Genomic DNA, 14366 nt, shown 5'->3' with positions numbered 1-14366 from the left:
TCAATGTTGGCTGGCACAAGCAGAGAATGCGCCAGCCAACATTGAACCTTGGACTTTCAGCTTTGGACACATAGCCTACTTTATGCAATTAACGATCTCGCCCGACAATCCGCTGGAGTGGATTGCCTTACGGGCCAATATGGTGCCGGTGCCGTTGCTGCACGCGCAGATTATGCCCGTTATCAGCAAAGCCGTGCTCGAAGCAGCCGACAAAGGTGTCTTCGACGCCGTTGCCGAAGGGCACATCACCACCGAAGCCATTGCTCAACAGTGTAAGCTCAACCCCAAAGCGACGGGCGAACTGCTCGGCCTGCTGACGGCCCTTGACTATTTTGAATACCACGACGGGCGTTTTACCCTCACCCGAATGGCCCGCAAGTGGACACTCAAGCACGAGCCGGAGTCGGTCTACGGCATGATGTTGTTCAACAACCGGGTGGTGTGGCCCTGGCTCGAAAAGCTTGGCACGTACCTGGAAACGGGCGAAGGCATTCACTACCACGATCACCTCAACCCCGAGCAATGGAATTACTACCAGCAGGCCATGGTAGCGGCTAGTGGGAGCGAAGCCAAGGAGTTTGGCCGCCGGGCACCGGTACCCAGGGCATTTCGCCGTGAACAACGTACCCAGATGCTCGACATTGGTGGCTCGCATGGGCAGCATTCGGTGGCGCTCTGCAAACGATATGCTAGTCTGTCATCGACTATTCTCGATCTGCCCGCCGCGATCGAGCAGGCGGCTCCGCTATTAGCCCGCCTCGGCATGGGCGACCGGGTCAGGCACGTACCTGGCAATGCCCTCACCGACGATTTCGGCGAGGCCCAGTATGAGTTGGTGCTGATGTCGAGTCTGGCTCACCATTTCACGCCCGACCAAAACCGCGACGTGGCCCGGCGTGTGGCGCGGGCGCTCAAATCCGGTGGCCTGTACATCGTGAATGAGTTTATCCGGCCCGAAACCGGCGCTGCGCCCGAACTCGTCGGTAGCTCGACCGACCTGTTCTACGGTCTGACGAGTACCGCTGGCAATTATTCGATCGCCGAGATTCAGTCGTGGCAGCGCGACGCCGAGTTACGCACTGGCAAAGTGGTTACGTATCGAACCATGCCGGGCCGGGCGATGGTCATTGGCACGAAGCCATAGCCTCGGCGTTGATCGGCCGGGCAATGGCCTCTACCTGCTTCTTCAAGGCGTGGTTCCAGTGAATCATGCCGCTATTGCCGATTTTACGAATAATCGGTTTCAGCAGACTGACAGTCCAGCCCTCCAGCGATTCTTCCTGTACAACCAACGTACCCCCCTGCTGTGGAATGAGTGTGAAGATGTGTATGGCCGACATGCCCATGGCCTTCCCCGTCCAGCCCAGTTGCTGATTTGGTACCACGCTTTGCAGGTGGGAGGTGGGTGTCGCGCCTTTCTCTTTCCAGATAAATTGGGTGCCTGCTTTCAGCTCGCCGTTAAGCGTCAGATAAGCCACATCGGTATTCCAGGTGTTCCAGCGTTCCATGTCGGCCAGCACGGCCCAAACCTGCTCGGGCGTGGCGTCGATGACTACTTCGTGGCGAAAGTGCAGAGGGGCTTTTTTGTTCGTTTCCATGATCGTCGTTGCGTTTAATGAACAGGACAAAGGTCCCCCACACCGCCCACCGGAAACGATAACAAAAGATAAGAAAGAGGGGGGATGAATGTATAATGTACAATGTATGATGCACAATGTATAATGTACGATGCACAATGGGTTCGCGGCAGCGATCCACCGACAGGCCATTGTACATCGTACATTGTTCATCGTTCATTATTCATTATACATCGTACATTATTCATTACTTCACCCTCGCCCGGATGCGGCTTAGGCTCACGGGTGTGATGCCGAGGTAATTGGCGATGTAGTGCTGCGGAATGCGCTCGATGATCTTCTTCTTGTTGCTTTCGAGCAGGGCCACATACCGCTCTTCAGGGCTTTGGGTCAGCAACCCGACCATCCGGTCTTCCAACCCGTTCAGCGCGTACTCCGCGATGAGTCGGCCAAAACGTTGCCAGGCCATACTGCGCTCAAACAGATCCCGCATAACCGAATACGGAAACGCGATGTAGCGACCATTGCTCAGGGCCTCAATCGTCAGCTGCGAAGGCTGGCCCGTGAAACAACTGATGTAGGCGCTCATCAGGTGGTTTTCGAAGAAAAAATACGTCGTTCGTTCGTCGCCGTCTTTGGTGTAAAACTGCCGGAACGATCCTTCCAGCACCAGCGCAATGGTATCGGCGCGTTTACCTTCTTCGGCAAACAGCTGATGTTTCTGAATTGACTCGATGCGCAGGTGCGGTTCCAGCAGGGCCCAGTCGGCAGCGGTCAGGGCGGTAAACTGCTCCACCGCCCGCCGCAAGGGAGTAAAATCGGCGGCTGGCGTCATGGCTAAAGAATATTTTTCGTCTGCCCGGCATCGACGCCCTTGATGAACTTAATCAGGCCGGGAAAGTAATGCGGCTGATCGTCCCACATGCTGCAATGGCTACCATCGGGGCAGGTCAGGCTTGTGCCGTTTTTCACCTGCGTGGCCATCCACTGCATATGCTTCGGATCCATAGTATCATGGGCACCGCCAATAGTGAGCGTAGGTACGTTGATATTTGGTAAATCGGCACGCCGGTCCCAGTTGGCCAGCCGCCCTGCAATGCCAAACTCCGATGGCCCCTGCATGAGCGTATATACGGTGCTGTTCATCTGCGGAAACGCCCTGTCGAAGGCATTGGGCCAAGGCTTGAGCCGGCAAACGTGTTGTTCGTAGAAATTGGGCGTCAGCAACTCCATGTAGCGTGGATTCCCGAAGTCTTTCCGGGCTTCAATCGCCCTGATTTCGGCCAGTATTTTTGGGTCCATCTGCTTGGCCAGTACCTCTTGGGCATACTTGCCATATTCGGGACAACTGCTCATCATGTTGCTGATTATGAGGCCTTTCAGGTTTTGTTGGTACTTCAGTGCGTATTCTGTCGCCAGAATGCCGCCCCAGCTGTGTCCCAGGAGGTAAAAATTGTCTTTGGTCAATCCCAATGCCTGACGTACCTGCTCCACTTCCTCCACAAAGCGGGGCGTTTGCCAGAGCGTGCTGTCGGTGGGGTGGTCGCTGTTGAGCGAACCAAGCTGATCGTAGTAATAAAACTCGATGTCTTCGGCGGGGAAGTAGCTTTCGAACGACTCAAACAGCACGTGGTTTCCGCCGGGGCCACCGTGCAGCAGCAGCACTTTCATCCGTGGGTTGTTGCCCACCCGTTTCGTCCAGACGTTGAACGTACCTGAGGGGGTTTTGATCGGGATAACCCGAACGCCGCCCGTGCGCACACCCGTCTCCGGCGACTGCGTGTAGGTCGACGCTTCGTTGGTTGACGATGTAGTTTTGTTGCAGCCCAGCAGAGCAGCAAGCAGGCCAAGCATCGGCATGGCCAGGCGTATCGTAGACAAAGGCATAGGAAGGGATTGTTTCCGACAAGATACGCCAAAACCCGCTACTTGAACAGGCCCGGTAACTGGTAGGTAATCAGGGTGAGTATGACGCCCCAGAACGAGCCACTGGCAAGCATCGCCAGCACAATGCGGAGGGGTGGCACCCGGAATGAAACGGCCAATACTGTGCCGCCGATGGGTGTGAGCAGCAGGGGCGTCAGCAGGGCAATGCCCGCCAAGCCAGCGCGTTTCCAGATACGTACCGCCAGCCGGGTACGTCGGGTAAAACGGCGGGGTGTGGCTTTCCGGTAGCGTTGCATGATCTGGTCGAGGGCTGTTCCGGCAAACACCACCAGAAATACGCTGATCATCATGCCGGCCAGTGTGCAGAGCGCCGTTTCGAACCAGGGCAACTTGAGCGCCAGACCCGCCAGCGGCCCACCAATAAACTTTAGCATACTGGCCAGCGCAACCGATATATATTTGGCAATGGTGATTTTCATGTCAGGGTAAGAGCGATGGTGGATGGTGGTTTCCCTATAACTAATAAAGGCCCGAGTCGTTTAAGCACGCAACCTATCACACCATCGGCCACGTTGTGCTGAAAATCTGAATTAGTAAATGCCTTCTCTGTTATCTGCGTATCCCGGTCCGCCGCGTTTTCAGTACAACGGCCACATGCAAACCATTGTGCCCAGCCTGACGCGCCGCATTCCGGGCGTTGTCTACGAACGCGAACGCTTTACCCTAAGTGATGGTGACTTTATCGACCTCGATTGGCTCCGCAAACCGCAACAGCAAAAGCTGGTCGTGCTCACCCACGGGCTGGAAGGCGACAGCCACCGCCACTATATAAAAGGCACCGCCAAGTTATTTCACGATAATGGATTCGACGTGCTGGCCTGGAACTGCCGGTCGTGTAGTGGCGAAATGAACCGGGCGTTCCGGCTCTATAATCACGGCGAAATTGGCGATATCGGGGAAGTGGTCACCCATGCTCTGGCGACGAAGGCTTACGAGCAGGTAGTGCTGGTGGGCTATAGTATGGGCGGTAATATTTCGCTGAAATACGCCAGCGTGAAGGGCGCGCAACTGCCCACGGCGGTTAAGCAGGTGATTGCTATCTCGGCGCCGGTAAACCTGATTACCAGCGCGCCCCTGCTCGATTTACCCCGAAATCGGTTCTACCGCAACCGGTTTATGAAAAAGCTTTGGGCGAAAATCAGCTACAAGGCCCAACAGTTTCCCGGTCGGCTCGATCTGTCCCGAAGGCCCCAGGTACGTTGGTGGAAAGACTTCGACGATGCTTTTTCTGCGCCCGTCAACGGCTATCGCGACGCCGACGATTTCTACACACAGGCGTCGGCCATCCGCTTTGTTGACAACCTGACCATCCCGGCCCTGATTCTAAATGCCCAGAACGACCCGCTATTGTCGGCGGAATGCTTTCCGCACGAACTAGCCCGTCGGATGGATAATCTATTTGTTGAAACGCCGCCACTCGGTGGGCATGTCGGTTTCATGCTCAACGGCGATCTGCATACCTATGCCGAACGGCGGGCGCTGGCATTTGCTAGTGGAGTTTAAAACTTGTCGTTTAGCGTTTGAGGTTTGGTGTTTAAGGTTGGCTGACGCCCGAGTGAGACGTGTCAGCCAACCTTAAACATCAAACCTCAAACGCTTCAATTAGGCACCCAGACGGAATAACTGCGGCCGTTGACAGGGAAATTGCCGAATCCACTGGCGTTGGTCGTTACCGTGCCGGTGCGGTTGCCGGTTTTATCGGTCAGGGTAGCATTTTTGAAGGGTGTGGTTACGCCTTTCGTGCTGACCCCGCTGCCGTCGTTCAGCATCACGAGCATGCCCTTGTGGGTCGTATCGCCGGCCCGCGAGTACACATAGACATCGGCGTCGTTTACGCTGGTGTATTCATACCCCGACCCGTAACCGTTGGCTTTCCGAATGTCGATCAGCTTCTTGATCTGCGCGCCGAGCCCATATTCGTAATAATCGCGGTAGAACACGCAGGGATACCCTTTATCGCGGGTCAGGATGTAGGCATAAGCCAGCATCTTCAGATTAACCACCGGCGAGCGCAGCCCACCCGAGGGGGCATCGGTATCGTGGTTGTCAACGAAGGAAACCGACAGGGAACCGTTAGCCTCGGTGAAGCCTGCGAACGCCAACCCGCGCATATCCCAGGCCCCGTTGCCGTTGCTCATATTCACAAACGTATAGTGGAGAGGTACGTCGAACAGGCTGGTGCGGCCACCTGTAGCGGCGGCATAGTCCTGTAGCCACTGCACATTGTTGAACCAGGCTTCCGACACGGCAAAGCGGGAGGTGGTTTTGACCTGATCGAGCCAGTTGTTCAGGAAAGGTGTATAGATGTGTTTTGTCGCATCGAGCCGGTATCCGTCGAGGCCAAGTTTTGTGGTAATCCAGTTGCCCCAGGCAATGGTCTCGTTGGCCGCTGAGTTGTTGCCGACTCCGTTGTTGTACTTGATTTCGCAACCCAGCAAGTTATCGTAGGCGTCGCCGTTGTTGTACGACGCAAAATCCCACGGTTGCCACTGATTCCAGGAACCATCACCGCGCTGATAGCCGCTGAAGAGCGTAGCGTTCCACTTGTAAGCGCTGTAGGTGTTGTTGCGGCCCGGATACGAGAAGCCCGTGTAGATGTTCTCGTTGTTGCGGTTTTCGGTGTAATCGGCCCAGGTCAGGTGGTTCATCACCATGTCTTCGTAGACCTGAATGTTCTTGCTGTGCAGTGCCGTAATTGCCGACTGAAGCTGCGCCAGCGTGCCGTAACGAGTAGCCACAGTCCCTTTCTGATTGAATTCGCCCAGATCGTAGCGGTCATATACTCCATAACCGACGTCGTCGACGCTGCCGCCTTTGTAAGCAGGCGGAATCCAGAGGGCGGTAATCCCGGCTGTCTGGAGTTCGGTGGCTTTGGCCGCGAGGTTCTGCCACCACGTACCGGCGGCGGTCGTTTTGGGTACGTTCCAATAGAAACCCTGCATCATTACCCCATTGACTACTGGAGCAGCCGCCCGTGTGCTACTCGGCTTAGGCTGAAACTCGGTCGCGACCTGCGGTTCGCAGGATGATAGAAACAGGCCTAAGGTGCCTAGGAGGGTTGCTCCTGAAAGTGCGATTCTCATGCGTTGATTAATTAAATGGTTAAGTGTTGAATCGATGCCGCTGCAACCGCCTATGTGGCTAGTACAACAAAATCGTCCAATACTACCATTTCGCAGAAACGACCGCGTTCCACTTTATATATGAAAAATAAAGTGGTCATTCATGTGTTATGTTGGGTGGGTATACTATGCTGATTATTAACGATTTGGTCGGAAATGGTATGATTGTGAATCGAAAGGTGGTACTCAGTAAAAGTCAGTGCCTGAATGACCACAATCAAAAAGTGGTATGCATGAATAGAAAGTCATCGATTTGATGAGGGACGGTTTCAGTAAACATGAAGTGCCTTCAACGTCAACAGCCAACCAAGCAGAGTAAGAACGATGCGACCGTAATTGGCCAGCATCCAGCGACGACTCAACCGCGAGACGGTTTGGCTGGGCAAGGAATCGGCCCGTTGCAGCCGAATAGCCGTTGGGATAAAAAAGGCGAACGTACCCACCCGCTCAATAAGGATGAGTATCACCGCCGCCAGCCACCAGGTTTTCTGCGTTGCTGCTGCCTGCCAGGCGTAGTAAAGATTGATTAGCGTGAGCAGGGAAAGGGGCAGCGTGGTGACCAGACCCCAAAACCGCCGACCAACGTCCATTCGTTGCATAGCAACCGTATCGACCCGATAGCTGCCTCCCGGTTCGGGATGAAACCAGAGCGGTACAACAATGCGTATCTCATAGAGCCCTGCTCCGAAAGTGACCCCCAGATTGATCATGAATAACAACAACGAGATAGTTGAGAATTGACTCATCAGATTCACCAGTTTACCAATTGATTGAGCTGCCAAACGTACGTGATCGAGAGAGCCAATGCCGGTAAACTGGAATAAACTGGCGTCTTCGGCCTATGAAGTCCGTGACCCGGCCGACAAACGAGCTTTGCAGAGGCTAACGGGCAGTGCCTGCTCTGTCGGGTACGTGATTAGCTGCCCTTAAAAACTTCTGGAAAAATTTTCTCATTCTCAGTGTTTTTCGTTGAAAAAATCGCTACTTTTGCAGTCCCAAATGCGATAGCAGAAAAGGAAACGACATAGAAGCGGGTGAAGGTCCAGAACGGAAACCACATCTGATTTTTTCAGGACTGTGCGCACTCCGTTGCCACACGTCCCAAAGAGGTCAGGTACGTTCATATCTGACCTCTTTTTTGTGCCTGAAAAACAAGCCGTTGGATAAGCGGCCCATTTTCCCTACTTTTGCGCTCCCATTTCGGGCGGTACGGCGCTCCGTACGAGTTTAATCAATCGTTCACCTGCTTTTTAACTAACAGATAATGTCTGGTTTAATTGGTAAAAAGATCGGGATGACCAGTGTGTACAATGCGGACGGGCAGGCTCTGGCATGTACGGTAATTGAAACTGGTCCCTGTGTCGTTACCCAAGTCCGCACCAAGGACAAGGATGGCTACGAAGCTATTCAATTGGGTTTCGGCGAAAAGAAAGAAAAAAACACCAACAAGCCGATGTTGGGCCACTTCAAAGCGGCCAACACGACGCCTAAGCGCAAGCTGGTTGAATTCAAAGAATTCGAACAGTCGTTTGATCTGGGCACTACGTTGCAAGTAAGCGACGTATTCGGTGAGGGCGATTTCGTCGACGTAGTCGGTACGGCTAAGGGACGGGGTTTCCAGGGTGTAGTAAAACGCCATGGTTTTGGCGGGGTTGGTGGCCAGACACACGGTCAGCACAACCGGCAGCGGCACCCGGGTTCAATCGGGGCCTGCTCGTTCCCCTCGCGTGTGTTTAAAGGGTTGCGCATGGCTGGCCGGATGGGCGGTCACCGCGTAACGGTGCAAAACCTGCGCGTGCTGCGTGTGATGCCCGATCAGAACCTGCTCGTTGTGAGTGGTTCGGTACCGGGTGCTAAAAACTCATTCGTCATTATCGAGAAGTAAGCCGTCATGGAAGTCATCGTATATAACAGCAAAGGCGAAGACACCGGCAAGAAAGTCGAGTTGTCGGATGCCATTTTCGGAATCGAGCCGAACACGCACGCGATTTACCTGGACGTTAAGCAGCACCTGGCCAACAAACGGCAGGGTACGCACAAAACGAAAGAGCGCGCCGAAAGCGCCCACTCGACCCGGAAACTCAAGAAGCAGAAAGGTACGGGCGGTGCCCGCGCCGGTAGTGCCAAGTCGCCAGTTTTCATCGGTGGTGGTACTGTATTCGGTCCTCGCCCCCGTGATTACTCGTTCAAACTGAACAAGAAAGTGAAGGCGCTTGCCCGCCGCTCGGCACTGGCTGCAAAAGCACAGGCCAACAACGTATCGGTACTGGAAAGCTTCACCTTCGACGCTCCCCGGACTAAAGATTATGTGGCTTTCCTGAGCGCTCTGTCGCTGGCCGACAAAAAGACGCTTCTGATTCTGCCCGACGTTGACACCAACGTAGTAAAATCGAGCCGTAACGTTCAGAAAGCCCGTGTTATGACGGCTTCGCAGGTTAACACCTACGATCTGATGAACGCCGATCAACTGCTGATCAGCACCGAAGCTCTGGATAAACTGCAAACCCTCTTAGCGAACTAAATCATGGACGTATTGAAAAGACCGATCGTCACCGAGAAGATGTCCGCTCAGAACAAGCTGGGCAAATACGCCTTCGCGGTTGATCCAAAAGCCAATAAAATTCAGATCGCTCAGGCCGTTGAGCAACTGTATGGCGTAAACGTGACAAGCGTTAACACCATGCGGACCCTCGGCAAGAAGCGGTCGAAAAACATTAACGGGCGAGTTGTTTCGGGCCGTGCCCCCCTCGTTAAGAAAGCCATCGTGACCGTCGCTGAAGGCGAAGTGATCGACATTTACGGAGACCTATAGCCTCATCCCATAGGCTGACAAACCGAACACTATCATGGGTGTAAGAAAATTAAGACCAGTAACGCCAAGCATGCGCTTCCGGGTTGCTCCTGATTTCAAGGAGCTGACTACCGACAAGCCTGAAAAGAGCCTGCTGGAACCTCTCAAAAAATCAGGTGGCCGTAATGATTCAGGCCGCCGGACCATGCGCTACATCGGCGGTGGTCACAAACGCATGTACCGGATTATCGACTTCAAACGCGATAAATTCGATATGCCTGCTACCGTACTCTCAGTAGAATATGATCCGAACCGTTCGGCCCGTATCTCACTGGTTCAGTATGAAGATGGCGAGAAGCGGTACATCATCGCGCCGCAGGGCATCACCGTTGGTCAGATCGTACGGTCAGGCCTGGACGGTGTAACCCCCGACGTTGGCAACACGCTGCCGCTGGGCAAGATGCCGATCGGTACGATCGTTCACGCGATTGAACTGCAGCCGGGTCGTGGTGCTTCTATGGCTCGTTCGGCAGGTACGTATGCACAGTTGGTTGCTCGGGAAGAGCGCTACGCTGTACTGCGTCTGCCGTCAAGCGAAACACGTCGTGTACTGAATACCTGTCTGGCAACAGTAGGTACGGTATCCAACTCCGATCACATGAACGTGACGATGGGCAAAGCCGGTCGGGTACGTTGGATGGGTCGTCGGCCACGTACACGTCCTGTAGCTATGAACCCGGTTGATCACCCGATGGGTGGTGGCGAAGGTCGTGCCTCAGGTGGTCACCCGCGCTCACGCAACGGTCAGTTTGCTAAAGGTCAGAAGACCCGCAAGCCGAAAAATGCGTCTAACAAATTGATCATCAGCCGTCGTAAAAAGTAAGCAGTAAATGGCACGTTCCTTAAAGAAAGGCCCATACATTGACTTCCGCCTCGACAAGAAAGTGGAGGTGCTGAACGAATCGGGCAAAAAATCGGTGATCAAGACCTGGTCACGCCGGTCAATGATCTCTCCGGATTTCGTAGGCCACACCTTTGCTGTGCACAATGGCAACAAGTTTGTTCCGGTCTACGTGACCGAGAACATGGTTGGTCACAAACTGGGTGAGTTTTCGCCCACCCGCAACTTCCGTGGTCACACGGCTAAGAAAGACAAAGGCAAACGGTAAAAACAGTTCACAGTTTTCCAGTCCACAGTTTTCAGTTTTAGCTGAGAACTCAACTGGAAACTACAGACTGAAAACTGAAAACTTCTCAAATGGAAGCAATAGCTAAGCTTAAAAATGTACCCTCATCACCGCGCAAAATGCGGTTGATCGCCGATCTGATTCGGGGTCAGCGCGTAAGCCGGGCGTTGGGTGTTCTGCGGTTCCAACCGCAAGCCGGTGCTGCCGTACTGCAAAAAGTCCTTCTTTCAGCAGTGGCCAACTGGCAACAGAAATACGAAAACGAGCGCATCGAAGACGCTGACCTGTACATCAAAACGATTTTTGTTGATGGTGGCACGATGCTGAAGCGTCTGCGTCCTGCTCCGCAAGGTCGCGGCCACCGGATTCGGAAGCGGTCGAACCACATTACTATCGTCATCGATAGCAAGGTGCAAGGCCTGGGCGCAGTTGAAACCGCAACCGAGTCATCTGAAAACGCATAAATCGAATGGGACAGAAAATTAATCCAGTAGGTCTCCGGCTCGGCATCGTGAAAGGATGGGATTCGAGCTGGTATGGCGGCAAGGAGTTTTCGGACAAACTTGTTGAAGACCAGAAAATCCGCAAATACATCTCGGCGCGTATTCCGAAAGGAGCCATCGCCCGCGTTGTCATTGAGCGCACCCTGAAGCGTATCACCCTGACAATCCATACGGCCCGTCCGGGTATCGTAATCGGTAAAGGCGGCGGTGAGGTTGATAAGATCAAAGAAGAGCTGAAGAAGATCACGGGCAAAGATGTCCAGATCAACATCTTCGAGATCAAACGTCCTGAAATCGACGCGAAACTGGTTGGTGAAGCTATCGCTCAGCAGCTGGAAGCGCGGATCTCGTTCCGTCGGGCCATGAAGCAGGCCATCAACTCGGCCCTCCGTGTTGGTGCGCAAGGCATCAAAGTGAAAGTATCGGGTCGGTTGGGTGGCGCTGAAATTGCCCGCTCAGAGCAATACAAAGAAGGCCGTGTGCCCCTGCACACCCTTCGTGCTGACATCGACTATGCCCTGTCTGAAGCACAAACCGTATACGGTAAAATCGGCATTAAGGTATGGGTCTTCAAAGGTGAGCTGTATGGCAAGCGCGACCTGTCGCCGGCTGCCCTGATGTCGCAAGCTTCGGCTGGTGATCGGGCGGGCGGAAGCTCAGATCGTGGCGATCGCCGTGGCCGTGACCGTGGCGATGAGCGCGGTGGTGACCGTGGTGGCCGTGGCCGTGACCGCAACAGCAATGATCGCGGTGGTAACAACAACAATAACCGCGGCGGTGGCAATAACAACAACCGTGGCGGTGGTAATAACCGTGGCGGCGGTGGTCGTCGATAGACATCAGCGAATCGTAGGGCGGCTTCCAGGCCAACGTACCCGGAACCAAACTACGATTTCTTAACTCACTATAACAGCAATGTTACAGCCAAGAAGAACCAAATTCCGGAAGATGCAGAAAGGCCGGATCAAGGGGCTCGCTACACGCGGACACCAGATCGCCTACGGCACTTTCGGCATCAAATCCCTTGAACCGGGCCGTATTACTGCCCGCCAGATCGAGGCCGCCCGTATCTCGGTTACCCGCGCTATGAAACGTGAAGGCCAGGTATGGATTCGTATTTTCCCCGATAAGCCGATTACCAAGAAGCCCGCTGAGGTGCGGATGGGTAAAGGTAAAGGTGCCCCCGAGTATTGGGTAGCCGTTGTGAAGCCTGGTACAATTATGTTCGAGGCCACTGGTGTTCCCCTCGAAACGGCTCAGGAGGCGCTGCGGTTAGCCGCACAGAAACTCCCCGTTCGCACGAAATTCATCGTTCGCCGGGATTATCAAGAAGAAGAGGCATAAGCAGGACGCACGATAAGCCATGAAAAAAGCAGAAATCAAAGCCCTGTCGGTTGAACAGCTCCAGGAGCAGATCAGTGCCGAAAAATCGCAGTTGCAAAAGCTCACGTTTGCCCACGCGGTATCTCCCATCGAGAACCCTATGCGGATTCGTGAAAGTCGCAAACTGATTGCCCGGTTGTATACGGAGTTAACCCAGAAGCAAACCCAGGCCTAATCAATAGCCACGCATCGCTATGGAATCACAACAAGAGCAAACCCAGCCGCAGGCAGAACAGGCGGCATCGGTTGAGCGGAATGCCGCCCAGCGGGGTGCCCGGAAAGAACGGATCGGTAAGGTAACCAGCAATAAAATGCAGAAGACCATCACCGTTGCCGTTGACCGGAAAGAGAAGCATACCAAGTATGGTAAATTTATGACCAGCACCACGAAGTTCACGGCACACGACGAGAACAACGAGTGCGGTATCGGCGACACGGTTCGGATCATGGAGACCCGCCCGTTGAGCAAGAATAAGCGTTGGCGGTTAGTTGAAATCATCGAAAAAGCGAAGTAACGAGCCATGGTACAGCAGGAATCAAGATTAGGTGTAGCGGACAACAGCGGTGCGAAAGAAGTACTGGTGATCCGTGTGCTGGGCGGTACAGGCAAACGTTACGCTTCGTTGGGCGACAAGATCGTCGTGACGGTGAAAGCAGCCATCCCCTCAAGCAACATGAAGAAAGGCACGGTGTCAAAAGCCGTTGTCGTTCGGACAAAGAAGGAAGTTCGTCGGAAAGACGGTTCATATATCCGCTTTGAAGACAACGCAGCCGTGTTGCTCAACAACAACGATGAACCGCGCGGTACGCGCATCTTCGGCCCTGTAGCCCGCGAACTTCGCGAGAAGCAGTTCATGAAGATCGTTTCGCTGGCCCCGGAGGTTATCTAAACCAGACGATACAAGATGGAAAAGAAAAAAGTAGTTGTTCCCCACAAATTCCACATCAAGTCGGGTGATACCGTAGTTGTGATTTCTGGGAACCACAAAGGCCAGCGGGGCGTAGTGAAAGAGGTGCTCCGCGACAAAGACCGGGCGAAGGTAGAAGGCGTGAACATGATCACGAAACACATCAAGCCGACGGCACAGACACCCCAGGGTGAACTGCGGAAAGAAGAGGGCACGATTCATATCAGCAACCTGATGCTGGTTGATCCGGCTACCGGCGAACCAACCCGCACGGGTCGTCGCCTGAACGATAAGGGTAAGTTGCAGCGCTTCTCGAAGAAGACCAACAACCTCATCTAACGCCCAATTGTGTTCGACCAAACACATTAAACGGACAAAGACATGGCAAGCACGCCACGATTGAAAGAGAAATACGTAAACGAGGTTGTTGATAAGCTGAAGGAGAAATTCGCCTATAAATCGGCGATGCAGGTTCCCCGGCTTACCAAAATCGTTGTAAACAAAGGCATCGGTGCCGCCGTAGCGGATAAGAAACTGGTTGACGTTGGCGTTGACGAGCTGACGACCATCACGGGTCAGCGGGCTGTCGCTACGATTGCCAAGAAAGCTGTATCAAACTTTAAGCTCCGTGAGGGTATGCCGATCGGTGCGAAAGTAACGTTGCGCGGTGACCGGATGTATGAATTCCTGGATCGTCTGACGTCGGTGGCGCTGCCCCGCGTTCGCGACTTCAAAGGCATCAGCGACAAAGGCTTCGACGGCCGGGGTAACTATACCTTCGGTGTGAAAGAGCAAATTATCTTCCCCGAGATCAGCATCGATAAGGTGGCTCGTATCTCAGGTATGGATATCACGTTTGTGACAACGGCTAATACTGATGCTGAAAGCATCGAATTGCTGCGCGGTCTGGGTCTTCCGTTTGCCGACAGCAGCAAAAAATAAAAACGA

21 protein-coding genes are annotated in these 14366 nt (G+C 53.9%); 15 read left to right on the top strand and 6 right to left on the bottom strand.

The window, feature by feature from the left end; all coding sequences use genetic code 11:
- Window positions 1–82: 82 nt before the first annotated feature.
- Window positions 83–1144, top strand: coding sequence for a methyltransferase (locus tag ACAW74_RS07040; RefSeq protein WP_370697487.1), 1062 nt, complete (start codon window positions 83–85; stop codon window positions 1142–1144).
- Here ACAW74_RS07040 and ACAW74_RS07035 read toward each other — a convergent pair.
- From ACAW74_RS07035 to ACAW74_RS07020, 4 genes are all read right to left on the bottom strand, one after another.
- On the bottom strand, window positions 1125–1598 hold the full coding sequence (locus ACAW74_RS07035) for an SRPBCC family protein (RefSeq protein WP_370697486.1): 474 nt from the start codon (window positions 1596–1598) through the stop codon (window positions 1125–1127). The two genes, ACAW74_RS07040 and ACAW74_RS07035, sit on opposite strands and share 20 nt — an antisense overlap.
- Before the next feature lie 226 nt (window positions 1599–1824).
- Window positions 1825–2412: a Crp/Fnr family transcriptional regulator gene (locus tag ACAW74_RS07030; protein WP_370697485.1), complete on the bottom strand. Its 588-nt coding sequence runs from the start codon at window positions 2410–2412 to the stop codon at window positions 1825–1827.
- Window positions 2413–2414: 2 nt separating this feature from the next.
- Complete coding sequence (locus ACAW74_RS07025) at window positions 2415–3464, bottom strand: proline iminopeptidase-family hydrolase (RefSeq protein WP_370697484.1); 1050 nt, start codon at window positions 3462–3464, stop codon at window positions 2415–2417.
- 38 nt (window positions 3465–3502) lie between these two features.
- Window positions 3503–3943: a hypothetical protein gene (locus tag ACAW74_RS07020; RefSeq protein WP_370697483.1), complete on the bottom strand. Its 441-nt coding sequence runs from the start codon at window positions 3941–3943 to the stop codon at window positions 3503–3505.
- Window positions 3944–4061: 118 nt separating this feature from the next.
- Between ACAW74_RS07020 and ACAW74_RS07015 the strand changes: the two genes are divergently transcribed.
- On the top strand, window positions 4062–5027 hold the full coding sequence (locus ACAW74_RS07015; RefSeq protein WP_370697482.1) for a YheT family hydrolase: 966 nt from the start codon (window positions 4062–4064) through the stop codon (window positions 5025–5027).
- Window positions 5028–5122: 95 nt separating this feature from the next.
- Here ACAW74_RS07015 and ACAW74_RS07010 read toward each other — a convergent pair whose 3' ends face one another.
- Both ACAW74_RS07010 and ACAW74_RS07005 read right to left on the bottom strand, forming a co-directional pair.
- Window positions 5123–6607, bottom strand: coding sequence for an alpha-amylase (locus ACAW74_RS07010; RefSeq protein ID WP_370697481.1), 1485 nt, complete (start codon window positions 6605–6607; stop codon window positions 5123–5125).
- A gap of 308 nt (window positions 6608–6915) precedes the next feature.
- Window positions 6916–7428: an anthrone oxygenase family protein gene (locus tag ACAW74_RS07005; RefSeq protein WP_370697480.1), complete on the bottom strand. Its 513-nt coding sequence runs from the start codon at window positions 7426–7428 to the stop codon at window positions 6916–6918.
- Between the two features lie 482 nt (window positions 7429–7910).
- Between ACAW74_RS07005 and rplC the strand changes: the two genes are divergently transcribed.
- From rplC to rplE, 13 genes are all read left to right on the top strand, one after another.
- Window positions 7911–8531 (top strand): 50S ribosomal protein L3, encoded by a 621-nt coding sequence (gene rplC, locus ACAW74_RS07000; RefSeq protein ID WP_370697479.1) that lies wholly within the window; start codon window positions 7911–7913, stop codon window positions 8529–8531.
- Between the two features lie 6 nt (window positions 8532–8537).
- Window positions 8538–9167 (top strand): 50S ribosomal protein L4, encoded by a 630-nt coding sequence (gene rplD / locus ACAW74_RS06995; protein ID WP_015334434.1) that lies wholly within the window; start codon window positions 8538–8540, stop codon window positions 9165–9167.
- Window positions 9168–9170: 3 nt separating this feature from the next.
- Window positions 9171–9458, top strand: coding sequence for a 50S ribosomal protein L23 (gene rplW / locus ACAW74_RS06990; RefSeq protein ID WP_015334433.1), 288 nt, complete (start codon window positions 9171–9173; stop codon window positions 9456–9458).
- Between the two features lie 34 nt (window positions 9459–9492).
- A complete protein-coding gene (gene rplB / locus ACAW74_RS06985) occupies window positions 9493–10320 on the top strand; it encodes a 50S ribosomal protein L2 (protein ID WP_370697478.1) in 828 nt (275 codons plus the stop codon).
- A 7-nt stretch (window positions 10321–10327) separates the two neighbouring features.
- Window positions 10328–10606, top strand: coding sequence for a 30S ribosomal protein S19 (rpsS, locus tag ACAW74_RS06980; protein ID WP_015334431.1), 279 nt, complete (start codon window positions 10328–10330; stop codon window positions 10604–10606).
- Between the two features lie 89 nt (window positions 10607–10695).
- Entirely contained in the window at window positions 10696–11088 is a 393-nt protein-coding gene (rplV, locus tag ACAW74_RS06975; protein WP_370697477.1) for a 50S ribosomal protein L22, read from the top strand.
- A gap of 5 nt (window positions 11089–11093) precedes the next feature.
- Window positions 11094–11963, top strand: a complete 870-nt coding sequence (gene rpsC / locus ACAW74_RS06970) for a 30S ribosomal protein S3 (protein WP_370697476.1) — start codon at window positions 11094–11096, stop codon at window positions 11961–11963.
- 79 nt (window positions 11964–12042) lie between these two features.
- Window positions 12043–12471: a 50S ribosomal protein L16 gene (rplP, locus tag ACAW74_RS06965; protein ID WP_015334428.1), complete on the top strand. Its 429-nt coding sequence runs from the start codon at window positions 12043–12045 to the stop codon at window positions 12469–12471.
- 19 nt (window positions 12472–12490) lie between these two features.
- Window positions 12491–12685: a 50S ribosomal protein L29 gene (gene rpmC, locus ACAW74_RS06960; protein ID WP_015334427.1), complete on the top strand. Its 195-nt coding sequence runs from the start codon at window positions 12491–12493 to the stop codon at window positions 12683–12685.
- 19 nt (window positions 12686–12704) lie between these two features.
- Window positions 12705–13025: a 30S ribosomal protein S17 gene (gene rpsQ / locus ACAW74_RS06955; RefSeq protein WP_370697475.1), complete on the top strand. Its 321-nt coding sequence runs from the start codon at window positions 12705–12707 to the stop codon at window positions 13023–13025.
- A 6-nt stretch (window positions 13026–13031) separates the two neighbouring features.
- Entirely contained in the window at window positions 13032–13400 is a 369-nt protein-coding gene (rplN, locus tag ACAW74_RS06950) for a 50S ribosomal protein L14 (RefSeq protein WP_015334425.1), read from the top strand.
- Between the two features lie 15 nt (window positions 13401–13415).
- A complete protein-coding gene (gene rplX / locus ACAW74_RS06945; protein ID WP_015334424.1) occupies window positions 13416–13757 on the top strand; it encodes a 50S ribosomal protein L24 in 342 nt (113 codons plus the stop codon).
- A 42-nt stretch (window positions 13758–13799) separates the two neighbouring features.
- Window positions 13800–14360 (top strand): 50S ribosomal protein L5, encoded by a 561-nt coding sequence (rplE, locus tag ACAW74_RS06940; protein ID WP_370697474.1) that lies wholly within the window; start codon window positions 13800–13802, stop codon window positions 14358–14360.
- Window positions 14361–14366 lie beyond the last annotated feature (6 nt).

This window comes from Fibrella musci (genome assembly GCF_041321105.1).
Classification (GTDB): domain Bacteria; phylum Bacteroidota; class Bacteroidia; order Cytophagales; family Spirosomataceae; genus Fibrella; species Fibrella musci.
The sequence above is the reverse complement of the archived record's forward strand: the minus strand, read 5'-3'. Positions and strand labels throughout refer to the sequence as shown.